This is a genomic window from Bifidobacterium sp. FKU (assembly GCF_026016385.1).
In the GTDB taxonomy this organism is placed as follows: Bacteria; Actinomycetota; Actinomycetes; order Actinomycetales; family Bifidobacteriaceae; genus Bifidobacterium; species Bifidobacterium infantis.
This window is the reverse complement of record NZ_CP092888.1, coordinates 428,646-446,789: the sequence shown is the minus strand read 5'-3', so window position 1 is coordinate 446,789 and position 18,144 is coordinate 428,646. Positions and strand designations below refer to the sequence as shown.

The window sequence follows — 18,144 nt, the reverse complement described above, 5'->3', positions numbered from 1 at the left end:
ACGATCGACGCGCATCGGTCTTTGTGCCCAGCCGGCATCCAGCTCAGCACTCGATGGCCTCAACATTCAATGGAATAGGCGCGGTTTTTGTACTCGCGCCAATCCGGCCAGTCTCCACCGGCGTCGATGGCACGCTTGATGTCGCCATAGTAATGAAGCTTGCGCTGCACGTGCATGGCCGCCTCGTTGAGGGCTCGGCGCTGCTCGTCCAAGGATTCGCGGCGAGATTCCAGCAGATCAAGGATTTCGTCGATATGCTCGGGCTCATTGGACTCATACACGAAGAACTTTTTAAGATCGTCAATGGTCATGCCGGCGTTCTTGAAGCAGCAGATCGCGCGCAGACGGTCGATATGGCAGTCTTCGTATATACGCTGGCCGGTTTCGGTGCGCTCCACGTTGGTCAGCAATCCCTGATCCTCGTAATAGCGCAGCGTAGAGGGCTGCATATGGAACTGCGTGGCCACCTGACGAATGGTGTAGGACATCATGACTCCTTACTGCGGCGACACGCCGAAGCGTCGCAGCCGTTTGCATTCAAGTTCACTTGAACTGGAACCTTAGTATCTAAGAACACTTACGAATACCACTCGATCGGCGTCGGTTTGCCCATCGCAGACCAGCATTCGTAAGAACAAAAATGACATTGTAAGGAGACTCAATGTTCGAGCCAACCACCACCTACGCTCCCAACCCGCACCGTTACGACACGATGACCTACAACCGTGCCGGCACCTCCGGCCTCAAGTTGCCGGCCGTCTCACTCGGCTTCTGGCACAACTTCGGCGACATCACGCCATTCGACCAGATGAAGTCCCTGGTCTTCACCGCCTTCGACAACGGCATCACCCACTTCGATCTGGCCAACAACTACGGTCCCGAGCCCGGCCAGGCCGAGAAGAACTGCGGCCTGCTGCTCGCCAAGTACTTCAAGCACCACCGCGACGAACTCGTCATCTCCACCAAGGCCGGCTATGAAATGTGGGCAGGCCCGTATGGCGACCTCGGCAGCCGCAAGTACCTGCTCGCCAGCCTCGACCAGTCGCTCGAACGCTTGGGCTTGGATTATGTGGACATCTTCTACCATCACCACCCGGACCCGGAAACCCCGCTTGAGGAGACGATGGGCGCGCTGGCTCAGGCCGTGAACTCCGGCAAGGCCCTGTACGTGGGTCTGTCCAACTACGATGGTCCGACGATGGAGAAGGCCGCCGCGATTCTCGCCGACCTGCACGTGCCGTTCATCATCAACCAGAACAAGTACAACATCCTCGACCGCACCGTGGAAAAGAACGGTCTGAAGGAGACGGCTTACAAGCTGGGCAAGGGCCTTATCACCTTCTGCCCGCTGGCTCAGGGCCTGCTGACCAACCGTTATCTGAACGGCATTCCGGCCGACAGCCGCATGGCTCACGATCCGCGATTCCTCAACGATTCCGCTCTGACCGAGAAACTACACAAGCAGGTCGTGGACCTGAACAATCTGGCCGCCGAACGCGGCCAGACGCTGGCCGAGATGAGCCTGGCATGGCTGCTGCACGATGGTAAGGTGATCTCCGTGCTGACCGGAGCCTCCAAGCCGCAGCAGATTCTCGACAACATCGACGCCCTCAAGAACACCCGCTTCACCGTTGAAGAGCTCAAGCTGATCGACGAGATTTCGGCTCGGTGACCATTTCGGCTCCCTTCGCTGAGGGGAGCCAAGTACCACCTTTAGCGCGTCATCTCTTCGTAGATGCGCTTGCAATCGGGGCAAACCGGGTACTTGGACGGATCGTGCTTGGGCACCCAGACCTTGCCGCACAGGGCGACCACCGGACGACCGGTCGCGCGTGATTCGGCGATACGGTCCTTAGAAACATAATGTGCGAATCGATCCGCGTCGCCGCCATCGTCACGAACCGGAGACTCCTTGGTTTCCGGGCGTTCCAGCACCGACGTGCCGGCACCTTGGTCCGGGTTGCGCAGCGGTTCGGCATCATCAACGAACATCTCGGCAAAAGTCATGGTGCACTTCTTTCCTCGTATTCAACGATTCGACTGCACTCCATCATAGATTCCCGTCGTTACCCGCGAAACCCATTGGCGCGTAATCCGCACACCTCCACACACCCATGTCGCGCATCACGCCACCCCGCCACATACAATGCCGCGCACGACGCCACATACGGCACCGCACACACTGCCTCATACGCCGACGCGACAACAATGCACGCTCGGCAGCACGAAGCACACCATTCGCGGTAGGCTATAAGGCATGACTATCGCAGTATGCCCCGGCTCGTATGACCCCGTTACCGCCGGACACTTGGATGTAATCGAGCGCTCGGCGCGGTTTTTCGACGAGGTGCATGTGGTGGTGGCCATCAACGCCGCGAAAACACCGATGTTTTCCGAAGCCACCAGAGTCGACGTGATCCGCCGTGCCCTTGACAAAGCCGGTTGCAAGAACGTCACTGTTTCTTCCACCGACGGCCTGATCACCGACTACTGCAAGAAGGTCGGCGCCACCGTTATCGTCAAGGGTCTGCGCCAGAACGGCGACTATGAAGCCGAGCTCGGCATGGCGCTGGTCAATCGCAAGCTCGCCGGCATCGAAACCCTGTTTTTGCCGGCCGATCCGATTCTTGAACACATCTCCAGTTCCATCGTCAAGGACGTGGCCCGCCATGGAGGCGACGTGACCGGCATGGTGCCCGATTGCGTCGTGCCGATGCTGGCCGATGCCCTGGCCGAGGAACGTCAGCGGAAGGACTGATGCACTAATGACTATGAGCGATGACCACCCCACTGGATACGTCGATCTGACCACACCGAATGCGGACACCGCATCGTCCACTCCGGAGCCGTCCGCCCCGGAACCACCCGCGTCTACGCAAGCCGCGCCGGCACCCACCGAAGAGGCCGATGTTCTCGCCGGATCGCCGCCCGCCGCGCCTACCCCTACTCCGGCACAGATGCAGGCCCAAGCAGCTCAGCAGACCCGGGCACAAGCTCAGACCGCTCAGGCCGCCGGCACTCGCCCCTCGTTCATGAACGAAATGCCCGACCTGCGAGAAACCACGGACGACGACCCGGCCACGGTCAAGAGCCGCGAGGAATTCACCACGGTGTATGACATCATCGACCAGCTCGAGGTGGCACTGGGCGAAGCGAAGTCCAGCATATTCGCCCCCGGCATGGTGAAGGTTGACCGAGACGAATTCACCGACCAGCTTTCCGAGTTGAAGAAAATGCTGCCGGTGCAGTTGGAGCGCGCCTCCGCCCTCATGCGCGAGGCCGAGCGCCGTCTGGAATCGGCACAGACCCAGTCCAACGCCATCGTCGCCTCCGCACAAAGCCGCGCAGCCGACATGATCAAGGACGCCAACGAACAGGCACAGTTCCTGGCCGGCCAGGAGAACGTCACCGAGCTTGCACGGCAGAAAGCGCGCGCGATTCTTGACCAGGCACAGACCAGAGCCGACCATCTGACCCAAGGCGCGGACCAGTACTGCACTACGGTGATGGAAGGGCTGTCCCAGCAGCTCGGCAAACTCAGTCAGGATGTGCAGGCCGGTCTTAACGTGCTGGAAGAGCGCCAGCGCGCGGCCGGAGAACGGATGCCGCATCTGACGCTGAACGACTATCCCGAAGCCCAGTAACACCAGCAACGCCGGCAACATCAGTAACGCGAATAACGCCAGTAACGAATAACTCCAGCCAACATACGAAAGGCACCAAGAACATACCATGGCACGAGTTGAAGATTCCCCGTGGGCCATTCCGGTAGCGCAGATTGCTTCGCGCGCCGGTCAATCCAAGCCGATTGACGCCGATTTCCCAGCACCTTCCGGCATTGGCGACAGCATTGTCGGCATCAAGGAAGGTGAGCCCGTACACGTGAGCGGGCAGTTCGATTCGATTGTGGACGGCCTGATCTTCACCGGCCGCCTGGTCGCGCCATTCGTCAGCGAGTGCACACGCTGCCTGAAGCCGATTGACGAGGACTGGCCGGTTGATGTGACGGTGTTCTTCCCGTATGAGTCGGGTCAGGACAAGGCCAACGGCAAGGGCGGCAAGAACAAGAAGGACGACGAGATCGACATCATCGCCGGCGAGGACGAGTCGGAAGACACGTATCCGCTGCTGGAGAACGGCGCATTCGCGGACATCGAGGCGATGATCCGCGACACGCTGGTCGAATCGCTGCCGTTGCAGCCACTGTGCCGACCGGATTGCAAGGGTCTGTGCTCGCAGTGCGGTGCCGATCTGAACGAGGATCCCGATCATCATCACGATGTGACGGATATCCGTTTCGCCGGATTGGCGGGGCTCAAAGCCCAGCTCGAGGCCGAGCAGAACGGCGAGCAGGCCGAGTGACGCGCGCCTGAACGGAGTTTGTACGAGCCGTGCGTTAAGATAACGGACGCTTAAGCTCAATTGTTCGAACGAAATAGAGGATACTCAAATGGCACTGCCTAAGTACAAGACCTCGCGCGCCAACACGCACTCGCGTCGCGCGAACTGGAAGGCCACCGCTGCTGCGACCGTGAATTGCCCGAACTGTGGTGCTCCGGCCCTGCCGCACATGGCTTGCCCGAGCTGCGGTAACTACCGCGGCCGCACCTACCGCTCCGCCATCCAGCCGGCTCACACCAAGTGAGTCCTGCGATAACGGCTTGAATGAAGGCCCTGCCATCGACGGGTGGCGGGGTCTTCGCATAAGTGCACCATTACGTACACCATCGCATCGCACACAACACAACACAACACAACACAACACAACACAACACAACACACCACCATCGCGTGAAGGACCATACAACAATCATGAGTAATGAAACCCCACAGCAGCCGACGCCGGCCAACGAGCTTCTTGAAGCGTTGGGCACCACTCTTAGCCCGGATCTGCTCGTGCAGGCACTCACCCACCGCTCCTTCTCGCATGAGCACCCCGGCGTGGCCAATTACGAACGCCTCGAATTCCTGGGAGATGCGGTGCTCGAACTGGTCTCCACTGAAACGCTGTTCACTATTCACCCGGATATGACCGAGGGGCAACTGGCCAAGATGCGCGCCAAGGCCGTCTCCGAAGACGCGCTGAGTGCCATCGCCAAAACCAAGCTCAAGGTGGGCCCCTACATTCTGCTGGGTCACGGGGAAGCCGAGCAGGGCGGCGCGGAGAAGAACTCCATTCTGTGCGACATCGTGGAATCGCTCATCGGCGCGACTTTCCTGGAACACGGCATCGACGAGGCACGCAAGGTGATTCACCGGCTTATTGACGACACGCTCGCCGAAGTGGCCACCGAGGGCCCGGCACTCGACTGGAAGACCTCGCTGACCGTCAAGGCGCACGGTCTCGGCAAGGAGGAGCCTGTCTACCATATGGAGGTCTCCGGCCCGGAATACGCGCAGATCTTCACCGCGCGCGTCTCGTTGGGCGAGAACGGCGACATCATCGGCATCGGTAAGGGCTCCAGCAAGCGTAAGGCGCAGCTGGCGGCCGCCGAAGCGGGCTGGAAGTCACTGGACTCGCTCAAGACGCGGACTAAGTAAGCCCGCTGTCGGATTTGCGAATAGACTGATACCAACATGAGCGACGAGTCGTGTCGGGGCCACAAGTCTCGGGGAAGCGACTGGAATCAGACACGCGGGCACCCGGCCCCATCCCAAGGTCGGGCAGGTTCGCGACAAAACCTATGAGGTGAGAGGAATCATGGCTTTACCCACGCCTTTGCAGGCATTCAGCGGTGTGCCGAAAATCAACGCGGCGCCCGACCAGCAGACCATCGTCGATGGAGAGAAGATGACCGGCGCTCAGGCGCTGGTGCGTTCGCTGGAGGATCTCGGCGTCGAGGACGTCTTCGGCATTCCTGGCGGCGCGATTCTGCCCGTCTACCACGAGATCAAAGACAACACGAAGTTCCGCTTCGTGCTTATGCGCCACGAGCAGGCCGCCGGCCACGCCGCCGAAGGCTACGCACTGGCCACTGGCAAGGTGGGCGTGTGCATCGTGACTTCCGGCCCGGGTGCCACGAACGTGGTCACGGCCATTGCGGACGCGAACATGGACTCCGTGCCCATGGTCGTGATTACCGGTCAGGTGGGCGTGCAGGCCATCGGCACTGATGCCTTCCAGGAGGCGGATATCGTGGGCATCACCTACCCGGTGTCCAAGCACTCCTTCCTCGTGACCCGCGCGCAGGACATTCCTCGCGTGCTTTCCGAGGCGTACTACATCGCCAACACCGGCCGCCCCGGCCCGGTGGTCGTGGATCTGACCAAGACCGCACAGACCGGCGACATGTACTACTCATGGCCGCAGCGCATGATTCTGCCCGGCTACAACCCCACCACCAAGGCGCACGGCCATGTGCTGTCCGACGCGGCGAAGCTGTTCTCTCAGTCGTACCGCCCGGTGCTGTATGTGGGTGGCGGCGCCGCCCGCTCCAACGCCGGCGCACAGGTCAAGGCTCTGGCCGACCTGACCGGCGCTCCCGTGGTCACGACCCTGCCCGCACGCGGCATCATTCCCGACTCCGACCCGAAGAACCTCGGCATGCTGGGCATGCACGGTACGATTGCCGCAACCGGCGCCGTGCAGCGCGCTGACCTGCTTGTGGCCATCGGTGCACGTTTCGACGACCGCGTGACCGGCAAGCTCGACGCCTTCGCACCGACCGCCCGCGTGATTCACATTGACATCGACCCGGCTGAAATCGGCAAGAACCGTCAGCCCGACGTGCCGATCGTGGGCGATGTGGCTACCGTGCTCGACGACTTGATTCCCGAGATTCAGCACACGCAGGCCATTCAGGGCAAGCCGAATCTGGCCCCCTGGTGGAAGGCGATCGACGGCTGGCGCGAGGAATACCCGATGACGTGGGATGAGCCGACCGACGGCTCGCTGGCCCCGCAGTGGGTCCTCAAAAAGCTCTCTGAGATGGCCGATCCGTCCACCATCTGGGTGACCGGTGTGGGACAGCACCAGATGTGGGCTTCGCAGTTCATCGATTTCGAGAACCAGCACGCTTGGATCTCCTCCGGAGGCCTCGGCACGATGGGCTACGGTCTGCCAGCCGCCATCGGCGCATCCGTGGGCTCGGCCCGCGAGTTCGAGGGCAAGAAGCCGGTGTGGCTGATCGATGGTGACGGTTCCTTCCAGATGACCTCTGAGGAGCTGGCCGCCGCGTTCCTGGACCACGCTCCGGTGAAGATCGCGATTCTGAACAACTCCGTGTACGGCATGGTCCGTCAGTGGCAGACGCTGTTCTACGAGCACCACTACTCGCAGACCAACCTGCTCGATGGCGAGGCGCACGGTGCCGATGGTGCGGCGGCACTGGTCGACGGCGATGCGCCGCTCGAAGTGCCTGATTTCATCAAGTTGGCCGAGGCATACGGCTGCGTGGGTATCCGCGCGTTCACCGAGGAAGAGGCGATTGCCGCCATCGAAAAGGCGAACCAGATCAACGACCGCCCGGTACTGATTGATTTCCGCGTGTGGAAGGATGCGATGGTGTGGCCAATGGTAGCCGCCGGCGCTTCCAACGACGAGGTGACGTACAAGCCCGGCATCAAGCCGCTGACCGGCGGCACCCCGGCTCCGGGAACCGGCCCCGATGACGGCGCCGCGAACGAGCGCTGAGGAAAGGAGCGTACTCATGGCCAATTATCCCGCATCCCAGCCCGGCTCCCAGCGTCATACGCTGTCCGTGCTCGTCGAAAACCGCCCGGGTGTGCTGGCGCGTATCGCCGGCCTGTTCGCCCGTCGTGCGTTCAACATCAACTCACTGTCCGTCTCCCCCACCGAGCGTCCGGACATCTCACGCGTCACGGTGACCGCCGACGTGGAGGCCGTGCCACTGGAGCAGATCATCAAGCAGCTCAACAAGCTGCTGCACGTGCTGAAGATCGTGGAGCTCGACCCGAACTCCACCGTGGAACGCGAACTGGTGCTCATCAAGGTGGCCGCCGACGAATCCAACCGTTCCGACGTGCTGGAGATCGTGCGCCTCTTCCGCGTGCGTGTGGTGGACGTACACCCCGAGTCCCTAACCATTGAGGCCACCGGTGCCGAAGGTAAGATCGATGCGCTGCTGGGGCTTTTGGAGCATTACGGTGTGATTGAGCTGGTGCGCTCCGGTGCCGTAGCCGTGACCCGCGGCCCGCGCGCCCTGAGCGAAAAGGTCGTCGGTTCCGAGGTTACCGGGCGCTGATTCGGCGACTGCGGGGAGACCCAGTCCAAGCTCAAAGGGCGGATGTGCATGATGCATATCCGCCTTTTTCATGCGTGCATACCTCATCACCCGTGCTGCAAGCAAAATGACAGCACCTTATGCTAGCATTATGACAGCAACAAGGAGGTGCATCATGGCAACATTGACCATCCGAAAAATACCCGATGAGCAGATTCAACAGCTCAAAGAAGTGGCTGAGAAAAACAACCGCTCCATGGAATCTCAGGTGCGATCCATTCTTGAAGAATGGCTGGCCGGCACGGTGGCGCATGAAATCACACGAAAGACCAATTTCTACGACGAGATCCGCGAATTCATGAAGAACATGGATTTTGAGGGACTCGACAAGGGGGAACTCCCACTATCCGAGCGAAATTCCGCCGATTCCCGACCGCCAGTATCTTTTGAATAGGAATCGGCCATGATTATTCTGGACACCAACGTCATCAGCGAAATCATCAAGAAACAGCCAGACGAACACGTTGCCAATTGGCTGAGGAACCAAGATACAAGCAATCTGGCAACCACCGCCATCACCGTCGCCGAGTTGTTGGTCGGAATATGTCGCATGCCTGAAGGCAAACGACGAAAGTACACAGATACGACCGTCAAGCTGGCGCTTATGACATTAGAGGACAGGACGTTCGCATTTGACACCCAGGCAGCTGCGGATTATGCCCATATCCTTGTCGAACGCGAACGCAGGGGCACACCTACCAGTATTCAAGACGCCATGATTGCGGCAATTGCCTGTTCCTGGGATGCGGCCATAGCCACGCGCAATATCAAGGACTTCGAAGGTACCGACGTGGAATTGATTAATCCGTGGGAGTTTGCATAGCGGTAGGCCCCGGCAAACTACCGAGGCCTTGTGAACGTTACGGTTTCTCCCGCTACTCCAATTGTTCGGAGAGTTCGAGCCATTCGGCTTCGAGATTATCGCTTTCAGTATTGACGGCGGTGAGTTGTTCATTGAGCTTGTTGAGACCCTCGTAGTCGCTCGGGTCATGGGCGGCCATCTGTGCCTCAAGTTCGGTCTTCCGCTCTTCCAGTTTGGCAAGCTTGCGCTCGATGGCATTCACGCGCTTGGATGCCTCGTGGAAGGCCTTGCCGGTGAGCTTCGAGGTGGAGTCCTCACCGTTATTGGCTCCCTCTGACGAGGGAGCTGTCCGCGAAGCGGACTGAGGGAGAGATGCAGCAGCATTGACGGCGGCCGCCTTACCCCTACCAGACTTCGCCGAGCTGCTACCGGTGCCCGCGAAGCCAGGCGTGTCAGCCGGCAATCCCTTGCCGTTCTTAATAGCCTCAACCATATCGAGGTAATCCTGCACACCACCGGGCAGATGGCGTACCTTGCCGCCAATCAGCGCGAACTGCTGATCGGTGACGCGCTCCAGCAGGTACCGGTCGTGGGATACGACGATCAACGTGCCCGGCCAAGTATCGAGCAAATCCTCCATGACGGCGAGCATATCAGTGTCCAGATCGTTGCCGGGCTCGTCCATGATGAGCACGTTCGGCTCGTCGAGCAGGATGAGCAGCAACTGCATGCGGCGCTTCTGTCCGCCGGAGAGGTCGCGAATCGGCGTCATCAACTGGGCGGATTCAAAGCCGAGACGCTCCATCAACTGTCCCGGCGTTACTTCCTTGCCATCCACAATGTAGCTCGGCTTATAGCGGGAAAGCACTTCCTTGATCTTGTACCGGCCCAGTTTCTCCAGCTCATCAAGACGCTGCGAGAGTACGGCGAACTTCACGGTTTTGCCGATGTTCACATGGCCCACGGTCGGAGTAATCGAACCGTCAATCAACTTCAGCAATGTGGACTTGCCGGCACCGTTCGCACCGACGATGCCGAAACGATCGCCGGGGCCAATCAGCCATGTCACATCATCCAAAATCTCGCGGCCGGAAACCGTCACCTTGCGTGCAGCCGAGGTGACACCGGCTGCAGCAGTGTCATCATCCGAATCCGTTGCAGCAGCGTCACCGCCGATGGTTTCACCACCCGTGTTCATGCGACGAACCTCGCGATCGTCAGCAAGCTGCGGATTGCCGCTCTCAGCCTCGGCCTTCTTACGCGCTTCCTCAGCGGCCTCGACGGCTTCCGGCACGCCGGCGTCCACCAGGCGCGGGTCAGTCAGGTCGGTGACCGCCACCTCAACGGAACCGTGCAGCTGCGGCTCGGCGTACATGGCGTTGACCACATCCACGCGGGAAGCGGACGCGGAGAGCGCCGCCACATCCGGGTCGATATCGGCCATGCCCTGCGGTTTTTCGAAAATCTGCGTCACGTCGACCAAATCGACCACCTGTTTGCCGAGACGGGAGGTGGCCATTTGCTTCAGTTCAAGTGTGTTACGCATCGGCGGCACATCGGCAATCAATTCGCGTGCGGCCTTGACGTGGAACTTCTGCTTGGTGGAACGGGCACGGGCACCGCGGGAAAGCCATGCGAGCTCCTTGCGGGCCAGATTGCGGCGCTTCGTTTCACGCACATCAGCCTGGCGGTCGCGTTCGACGCGCTGCAGCATATACGCCGAATACCCGCCCTCGAACGGCTCGATCACGCCATCGTGGACTTCCCACATCGATTCGCAGACCTCGTCCAAGAACCAGCGATCGTGGGTCACGAGCAACAGAGCGCCCTGGCCTTTGGACCAGCGGTTCTTCAAATGCTCGGCAAGCCAGTGGATAGTGACCACGTCGAGATGGTTAGTGGGCTCGTCAAGCGCGAGAATATCCCAATCCTTGAGCAGAAGTCGGGCCAAATCGGCGCGGCGACGCTGGCCGCCGGACAAGGAGCCGACCTTGGCATCCAGACTCATGCCGCCGAGCAATGCCTCGACGATTTCACGGGAAGTGTTATCGGACGCCCATTCGTAGTCGGCGCGGCCTTCGAGCGCGGCCTGACGGATGGTGGCGTTGTCGTCGAGCGGATCGCGCTGGTCAAGCATGCCGAACGTGAGTCCGCCGCGCTTCGTCACGCGGCCGGAATCCGGCTCCTGGGTGCCGCGGAAGAGGTGCAGCAACGTGGATTTGCCGTCGCCGTTCTTGCCGACGATGCCGATGCGGTCGCCCTCGAAAACACCCTGCGTCACATCAGTGAAGATGGTTTTGGTAGCGAAGGCAAGCGAAACGTGTTCCAGTCCAATGTCATAAGTCGGCATGACTCACCAATGTAGCGCCACGCTTGCCCAGCGGCGGCCCACAAACGTTATTTGTTCAGCGTCTGAGCGTAGGAGTTGCAGCGGGCCGCAAAACCGGAGAACACTTGCTCGGCGAGCGGATGCAGTAGCTGATCGTATTGGGCGAACTGCTCGCGCAATCGGGACTTGGACCCACCCGCGGCCTTGAGATCCTTGACCATGCTCGGCTCATCCAGCCATTCGTCCAGCAGCGAGCCGCACACCTCAAGATGGAACTGCATGCCCAGCGCGGATCCCAGTCGGAACGCCTGCACCTTGGTGGAAGACGAACGCGCCAGCAGCTGGCTTCCCTCGGGCAAACCCACCACGTCGTTATGCCAGTGCAGCACCGTCAGCTGCTTATCCCACATGGAGAAGAAGTCATGCTTGTCCACACGCTTGATCGGCGCGAACCCAATCTCCGGCGCATCGCCCTTGCGCAGCTGCGCACCAAGCGCAGTGGCGATAATCTGATGCCCCAGGCATACACCGAGAATCGGCTTGCCTGAAGCCACGGCGGCACGTGCCAACTTGGCTTCCGCCTTCAGCCCCGGATACTTGTCGTAATCAAGCGCTCCCATAGGTCCACCCATGATTACCACGCCAGCCAGTTCGCCGAAATCAGGCAAGTCCGGTTTCTTTTTGTCGACGATATTCATCGTCACCGTCTCAAGACCGATGTCCTCGAGGTTCGACAATATGCGTCCCGGACGTTCCCATGGGACATGTTGCAAAATGAGCACTTGTGGTGTGGCCATGACTTCTATTGTGGCACGAGCGTTCCCCGTTTGCGTAACAGGCAGGGCAAATCCATGAATCTCGCAGTTTCCGCAGCGGTCAAAGACGTGTTCTCGCGAGACTGTTGTCCCGCTTCTCATCCGTCTGTCACCTCGTTCGGGCACCGCCTGTGAAGCGTTCATCAAGCTCTTCGAGTAACGATTCAGCATGTCTGGTTCGGACCCTACGCTTGAGCGTTATGGGAAACAGCCAAGAACCGCAGGATTTCAACATTTCCGTCATGCCTTCAAGCCTGACGCCGGTGCATGTCGCCAAGGCCGCAGAAGGCCTGAATCTGTATGACACCGCCTCGCACCAGGTCAGCCATTTCGTGCCGCTCAAGCCGGGCGAAGTCGGCATTTATGTGTGTGGCGCCACCGTGCAGTCGTCACCGCATATCGGCCATATCCGTGCCGCCGTGGCGTTCGACATCGTGCGCCGCTGGTTTTTGAAGCTCGGTTACAAAGTCACTTTTGTGCGTAATGTGACCGATATCGACGATAAGATTCTCGATAAGGCCGCGGCCGCCGGCCAGCGTTGGTGGGCCCGCGCCTATTACTACGAGCGCGAATTCACCGAGGCGTACAACACGCTCGGCGTGCTGCCGCCCACCGTGGAACCTCGCGCCACCGGCCACATGTCGGACATGATCGACCTGATTCAGCGCATTCTCGACAACGGCCACGGCTATGTGGTCACGGATGCGGACGGCAAGCCCACCGGCAACGTGTACTTCGATGTGGCATCCTGGCCGCATTACGGCGAACTCACCCACCAGAAGCAGACTTCCGAAGTCGATGAGGCCGCTGCCGTGGCCGACCGCATGGGCCCGTCCGTGGACGCCACCGGTGCCGACAAGTACAATCCGGTCGACCCGGCCGACGCCTCCCCCGACAAGCACGACCCGCGTGATTTCGCCCTGTGGAAGGCCCCCAAGGACACCGATCCCGAGGACGCCCGTTGGTCGACGCCGTTCGGCGTGGGTCGCCCTGGCTGGCACATCGAATGCTCCGCCATGTCCCACCGTTACCTGGGCGATGGCTTCGACATTCACGGCGGCGGTTTGGATCTGCGCTTCCCCCACCACGAAAACGAGATGGCGCAGACCTGCGCGGCCGGCTACCCCTCTGCTGCGCGCTGGATGCATTCGGCATGGGTGACCGCCAAGGGCGAGAAGATGTCGAAGTCGCTGGGCACCGGCCTGTCCGTGCCGAGCGTGCTGGCCGAGCATTCCGCTTGGGTGGTGCGTTACGCTTTGGGCTCCGTGCAGTACCGGTCGATGCTCGAATGGTCCGATCAGGCGTTGGTCGAGGCGCAGGCTGCATACGACCGTGTCTCGAACTTCATCGAGCGCGCCGGCGTTGCGTTGGGCGATCTCAAGCCGAACCGCGATGAAATCACCGCAGTGCCCGCCGACGACCTGCCCGCTGATTTCGTGGCTGCCATGAATGACGATGTCAACGTGTCCGGAGCCACCGCCGCAATCTTCACTGCTATCCGTTCCGGCAACACGTTGCTTTCACAGCTGGCTGACCGCGCCGATTCCGAAACCGCCAAGGCCGAGGTGCGTGAGGCGCTGCTCGCCGTGCGTGCCATGCTCGACACCTTGGGTCTCGACCCGCTGGCCGAACCGTGGGTGTCCGCCGGCGTTGCCGGCGGTGCCGCTGATGGCACGGCCGAGTCGCCCGAACATGCGGCGCTGGAGGCACTGATCGCCGAGCAGCTCAACGCCCGCGCCGAGGCCCGCAAGGCCAAGGACTTCGCCAAGGCCGACCAGATTCGCGACGCCCTAACCGAGGCCGGCATCGCTATCGAAGACGGCCCGCAGGGTTCCATTTGGAGCCTGAAGTAGCCGCTTCAAACCCATCAATCAGTCAAACACGAAGTCCACGTCCACGATATGCAGGCGCTTGATGAGCTCCTTCTCCAGCGAGCGCTTGCATTCGATGAGGTCAGCTACATCAATGGTTTCGCCGATGCCGCTCAGATACACGTCAACGGTGTAGTTCATGCCGGTCTTGAAGATCAGCGTCTGCTCGTAGTCGGTGTTGGCAGGCAGATGGCGCTGTGCCTCGGCCTCCACGTAGGCGTTGGTCTCATCGTCGTCATGCACGCCGCCGACCAATTCCACGAACGCCTCTTTGAGCACGCTGAACGGCTCCTTGATGGTCAATGCCACCAAAGCCACGGTGATGAAGAAATCGCCGGTGTAGTGCAGGAAGTCAAGCGGACCGCCGGCCGGTAGCAGCATCAGGAAGATGGCAACCACGCCGATGCCGAACGACATTGATCCGTCGACCAACGTGCTCTTGCACTCGGCGGTGAGCATGGTGCTGGAATCGCCGATGGAGCGGTTGGAGCGCCGGTAATACATGTATAGGCTGAAGCACACGATTACGGTCAGGATCTCGTAGATGACCACCGGGCCGGTTTCAATGCGTTCGCCGGACCCGAACACGAAGTAGTCGTACGCTACTCGGCACACGTCAATCAGCGAATACACCAACAACGACATGGTGAAAATGGCCTTGCAGATCGCGTAGATGGGTTCCAGTGCGAACATGCCATTGGGGAAGCGCTCGGTGGTTCGCACCGTGCGCGACGAGAGATACACCGCCACCATTCCGGACAGGACGGAAATCGCGGTGAAGGAGAAGTCGAGGAACATGGCCTTGAGGCCGGTCATGAAGAACACGGCCACGCCGGCTAAGACCTGCAGCACGTTGATGACGATGCCAACGATCAGAGCTTTGCGTTCGAGTAGTTTTTGAGTGGGCATCAGTGGGCCTTCCTTATTGCACGGCATGTCTGCGTTGGCCCGAACGTCATGGTTCGGAGCGCACGGCAGTCTGCGTATAAGCGGTGTCCAGCGATTTTCAAAACAGCGTAAGCATTCCAAAAAACACAGGATTCTTTACGGTTTCCATGGTATCGGAAGCACTCGATTGGCTTCGCCACGAGCGGACGGCACGGCATTTGCCGTCTGGATGCCCAACATCCCTGACTACTACGCGACACATTCCCCGGAAAGCGTCGTCCCCAACACCGCAATTTCCCGCGTGGCGGCTAGACTGTTGCCCATTATGGCAGCTTTTTCATCTTTGACAGACAGACTCTCGAATGCGTTCAAGCATCTCAAGAGCAAGGGCAAGCTTTCCGAGGCGGATATCGACGGTACGATCCGTGAAATCCGCCGCGCGCTGCTCGACGCCGACGTGGCGCTCGACGTGGTGCGTTCCTTCACCGGCAAGGTGCGTGAGCGTGCACTGGGCACCGAGGTGTCCGACGCGCTCAACCCCGCCCAGCAGGTGGTGAAGATCGTCAACGAGGAGCTCACCGACGTGCTCGGCCAAGGCGTCGATCGTCCGCTGAACTTCGCGAAGAACCCGCCGACGATCATCATGCTCGCCGGCCTTCAGGGTGCCGGTAAGACCACGCTGGCCGGCAAGCTCGGCTACTGGCTCAAGGATTCCGGCCACACGCCGCTGCTGGTGGCGGCCGATTTGCAGCGTCCGAACGCGGTGACGCAGCTGCAGGTGGTCGGCGAACGCGCCGGCGTGCCCGTCTATGCTCCCGAAAAGGGCGTCCAATCCGATGGCGGCGAGGCCGTCGCAGCTCCGGGCCAGACCTCCGGCGACCCGGTGAAGGTGGCCCGCGATTCCATCGAACTCGCCAAGCAGAAGCTCTACGACACGGTGATCATCGATACCGCCGGTCGTCTGGGCGTGGACGAGGAGCTGATGAAGCAGGCTCGCGACATCCGCGATGCCGTGCACCCCAACGAAATCCTGTTCGTCATCGACGCGATGATCGGCCAGGATGCCGTCAGGACCGCCAAGGCCTTTGACGAGGGTGTGGATTTCACCGGCGTGGTGCTCTCCAAGCTCGATGGCGACGCCCGTGGCGGTGCCGCGTTGTCCGTGGCGTCCGTGACCGGCAAGCCGATCCTGTTCGCATCCAATGGCGAGGGGTTGAAGGACTTCGAGGTCTTCCACCCGGACCGCATGGCTTCGCGCATCCTCGACATGGGCGACATCATGACGCTCATCGAGCAGGCGCAGAAGCAGTTCGACGAGGAGGAGGCCCGCAAGGCCGCCGCGAAGATCTCCGATGGCTCCTTCGGCCTGGACGACTTCCTCGATCAGCTGCAGCAGGTGCGCAAGCTGGGCTCGATGAAGTCGCTGCTCGGCATGATTCCGGGCATGGCCCAGCACCGCAAGGAACTCGAGCAGTTCGATGAGAAGGAAATCGACCGCACCGAGGCGATTATTCGCTCGATGACCCCGGCCGAGCGCCGCGATCCGTCGATCATCAATGGTTCCCGCCGCGCCCGTATCGCCTATGGTTCCGGCGTGACGGTTTCTCAGGTGAACGCTTTGCTGCAGCGTTTCGAGCAGGCCGCAAAGATGATGAAGCGCATGTCCAATCGTGGCGGCATGGGCGGCGGCATCCCCGGCTTCGGCGGCCCGGCTATGGGCGGCGGCAAGAAGAAGGGCAAGAACAAGAAGAAGGGCGGCAAGTCCGGCAATCCGATGAAGCGCGAGGCCGAGGAAAAGGCATTGCGCGACAAGCTGGCCGGCAAGTCCTCCGGTTCGACCGGCGGTTCCGCCTTCGCCAAGAAGCCACAGAACCCGGCCCTGCCCGCCGGCCTTGAGCAGATGATGGGCAACGTCGACGGTGGCACTGAACTGCCGCCGAACCTCGGCGGAGGCCTTGGCGGACTGTTCGGTCGCTGATCTCATAACTTGGCTCCCCTCGCAGAGGGGAGCCAAGTTATATCTCGGTTCAATTTGTATTTCGAAAGGAACTTCCATGACGACAATCCTCGGCGCGGTGGCAATCATCGCACTGTTATGGACGGCCTTAAGCGCGCTGCCCGCCGGTCTCGAGGCCCGCATGCCGCTTCCGTACATGATTGCCCTGACTCCGCTGTTGTGGGTTCCTTTGATGATTCTGGCCGCGGTCGCCGCATGGCAACATGAATGGACTGCGATGTCGTTGCTTATTATGGTCGCGCTGATTGCCAGCTCACAGCGCATCAGCTACTGGGGTACGTCAATCGACCCAGCCGGCAAACGCAGAGAATCCCACCGTGAAACAGCCCGTGAAACAACTTCGCCGACGCTGTCAAAAAGCCATAACAGCAATACATCGGGTACCTCAAACACTCCGAAGGAAGGGCCCGAAACAATCTCCGATGGGCACCGTGAAACAACGCGTGAAACACTCTCGCCCCAGTTCTCGGTTATGACGATGAATTGTCGATACGGACGCGCCGACGCCGCTGAAATCATTCGCAATATTCGCGAACGCAATATCAGCGTATTGGCCTTGCAGGAAGTCACCGACGACCTCATCACACGTCTTACCGAAGCCGACATCAACGAACTCCTCCCCTACCATCAGTTCGGAGACGCCAAAGAGACCGATAATGGCGGATTCAACGTGATCTATTCCCGCTACGAGCCGAGCGCAGCGGTGCCCAACGTGGTCTCCATCCCTGCCGCCGACGTTCCCGCCATCACCCTCAAAACCTCCGGTAATCGCACAGTGACGCTTTGTTCGGCTCACCCGAAATCGCCGATGCGCGGCTGCGCGGATTGGTCGGCCGGCATTCTGGGTCTGCGAGAACTCGCCCGTGCACAATCCGTCAGCAATCGCAATATCGTCGTCGTTATGGGCGATCTTAACTCGAGCACCGACCACCCGAGCTTCCGCGCGTTGCTCAAGTCCGGGTTCAAGGACGCAAGTCTGACTCAAGCCGCCGGCCCGAATCTCACCTTCCCGCGCTGGCTCAAGTGGCCGCGCATCGAACTGGACCATATCCTGTTCACCCAAGGGCTCAGGCCGTCCGGTGTGACGTCCTTCGAAGTGCCGGACACCGACCATCTGGCTTTGGCCGCAACGCTCACCCTGCGGTAGCGGGCGCGGCGATCGATCGGGCCTTGGCCGTG

18 protein-coding genes are annotated in these 18,144 nt (G+C 60.6%); 13 read left to right on the top strand and 5 right to left on the bottom strand.

All coding sequences use genetic code 11. The features are described from left to right. Positions 1-59: 59 nt before the first annotated feature. Positions 60-488 (bottom strand): MerR family transcriptional regulator, encoded by a 429-nt coding sequence (locus tag MMB48_RS02065; RefSeq protein ID WP_012576828.1) that lies wholly within the window; start codon positions 486-488, stop codon positions 60-62. A gap of 173 nt (positions 489-661) precedes the next feature. Here MMB48_RS02065 and MMB48_RS02060 point away from each other — a divergent pair, with 173 nt between their 5' ends. Next, the gene (locus MMB48_RS02060) at positions 662-1,672 is read left to right on the top strand and encodes an aldo/keto reductase (protein WP_032744635.1); all 1,011 of its coding nucleotides are present in this window, start codon (positions 662-664) and stop codon (positions 1,670-1,672) included. A 41-nt stretch (positions 1,673-1,713) separates the two neighbouring features. Here MMB48_RS02060 and MMB48_RS02055 read toward each other — a convergent pair whose 3' ends face one another. Then, entirely contained in the window at positions 1,714-2,007 is a 294-nt protein-coding gene (locus tag MMB48_RS02055) for a DUF3039 domain-containing protein (RefSeq protein WP_007055705.1), read from the bottom strand. 250 nt (positions 2,008-2,257) lie between these two features. On the opposite strand from MMB48_RS02055, the gene coaD reads away from it, so the two are divergent. The 9 genes from coaD (at position 2,258) to MMB48_RS02010 (ending at position 9,066) form a co-directional block, all read left to right on the top strand. Further along, positions 2,258-2,758 (top strand): pantetheine-phosphate adenylyltransferase, encoded by a 501-nt coding sequence (gene coaD / locus MMB48_RS02050; RefSeq protein ID WP_032744634.1) that lies wholly within the window; start codon positions 2,258-2,260, stop codon positions 2,756-2,758. A gap of 7 nt (positions 2,759-2,765) precedes the next feature. Beyond that, the gene (locus MMB48_RS02045) at positions 2,766-3,644 is read left to right on the top strand and encodes a cell division protein (protein WP_032744633.1); all 879 of its coding nucleotides are present in this window, start codon (positions 2,766-2,768) and stop codon (positions 3,642-3,644) included. 88 nt (positions 3,645-3,732) lie between these two features. Beyond that, a complete protein-coding gene (locus MMB48_RS02040) occupies positions 3,733-4,362 on the top strand; it encodes a YceD family protein (protein WP_012576824.1) in 630 nt (209 codons plus the stop codon). A gap of 88 nt (positions 4,363-4,450) precedes the next feature. Further along, on the top strand, positions 4,451-4,645 hold the full coding sequence (rpmF, locus tag MMB48_RS02035) for a 50S ribosomal protein L32 (protein WP_007051413.1): 195 nt from the start codon (positions 4,451-4,453) through the stop codon (positions 4,643-4,645). Between the two features lie 167 nt (positions 4,646-4,812). Next, positions 4,813-5,541 (top strand): ribonuclease III, encoded by a 729-nt coding sequence (gene rnc / locus MMB48_RS02030; RefSeq protein ID WP_032744632.1) that lies wholly within the window; start codon positions 4,813-4,815, stop codon positions 5,539-5,541. 160 nt (positions 5,542-5,701) lie between these two features. Next, a complete protein-coding gene (locus MMB48_RS02025) occupies positions 5,702-7,633 on the top strand; it encodes an acetolactate synthase large subunit (protein WP_032744631.1) in 1,932 nt (643 codons plus the stop codon). Positions 7,634-7,649: 16 nt separating this feature from the next. After that, entirely contained in the window at positions 7,650-8,204 is a 555-nt protein-coding gene (ilvN, locus tag MMB48_RS02020) for an acetolactate synthase small subunit (RefSeq protein ID WP_012576821.1), read from the top strand. Positions 8,205-8,358: 154 nt separating this feature from the next. Further along, a complete protein-coding gene (locus MMB48_RS02015) occupies positions 8,359-8,637 on the top strand; it encodes a FitA-like ribbon-helix-helix domain-containing protein (RefSeq protein WP_007054812.1) in 279 nt (92 codons plus the stop codon). 9 nt (positions 8,638-8,646) lie between these two features. Then, on the top strand, positions 8,647-9,066 hold the full coding sequence (locus MMB48_RS02010; RefSeq protein WP_029680035.1) for a type II toxin-antitoxin system VapC family toxin: 420 nt from the start codon (positions 8,647-8,649) through the stop codon (positions 9,064-9,066). Positions 9,067-9,118: 52 nt separating this feature from the next. Here the strand turns inward: MMB48_RS02010 and MMB48_RS11595 are convergent, their stop codons facing one another. Together MMB48_RS11595 and MMB48_RS01990 are read right to left on the bottom strand one after the other, a co-directional pair. Then, positions 9,119-11,395 (bottom strand): ABC-F family ATP-binding cassette domain-containing protein, encoded by a 2,277-nt coding sequence (locus MMB48_RS11595; RefSeq protein WP_032744630.1) that lies wholly within the window; start codon positions 11,393-11,395, stop codon positions 9,119-9,121. A 47-nt stretch (positions 11,396-11,442) separates the two neighbouring features. Then, the gene (locus MMB48_RS01990) at positions 11,443-12,171 is read right to left on the bottom strand and encodes a type 1 glutamine amidotransferase (RefSeq protein WP_032744629.1); all 729 of its coding nucleotides are present in this window, start codon (positions 12,169-12,171) and stop codon (positions 11,443-11,445) included. A gap of 218 nt (positions 12,172-12,389) precedes the next feature. Between MMB48_RS01990 and cysS the strand changes: the two genes are divergently transcribed. After that, positions 12,390-14,042 carry a cysteine--tRNA ligase gene (cysS, locus tag MMB48_RS01985; RefSeq protein ID WP_032744628.1) on the top strand — a complete coding sequence of 551 codons (1,653 nt, stop codon included), beginning with the start codon at positions 12,390-12,392 and terminating at the stop codon, positions 14,040-14,042. Between the two features lie 18 nt (positions 14,043-14,060). On the opposite strand, the gene MMB48_RS01980 is transcribed toward cysS, so the two are convergent. Continuing rightward, a complete protein-coding gene (locus MMB48_RS01980; RefSeq protein WP_032744627.1) occupies positions 14,061-14,969 on the bottom strand; it encodes a cation transporter in 909 nt (302 codons plus the stop codon). A gap of 304 nt (positions 14,970-15,273) precedes the next feature. Here MMB48_RS01980 and ffh point away from each other — a divergent pair, with 304 nt between their 5' ends. After that, positions 15,274-16,926: a signal recognition particle protein gene (gene ffh / locus MMB48_RS01975; RefSeq protein WP_032744672.1), complete on the top strand. Its 1,653-nt coding sequence runs from the start codon at positions 15,274-15,276 to the stop codon at positions 16,924-16,926. A gap of 76 nt (positions 16,927-17,002) precedes the next feature. Next, positions 17,003-18,112, top strand: a complete 1,110-nt coding sequence (locus MMB48_RS01970; RefSeq protein WP_032744626.1) for an endonuclease/exonuclease/phosphatase family protein — start codon at positions 17,003-17,005, stop codon at positions 18,110-18,112. The last annotated feature ends 32 nt before the right edge of the window (positions 18,113-18,144 follow it).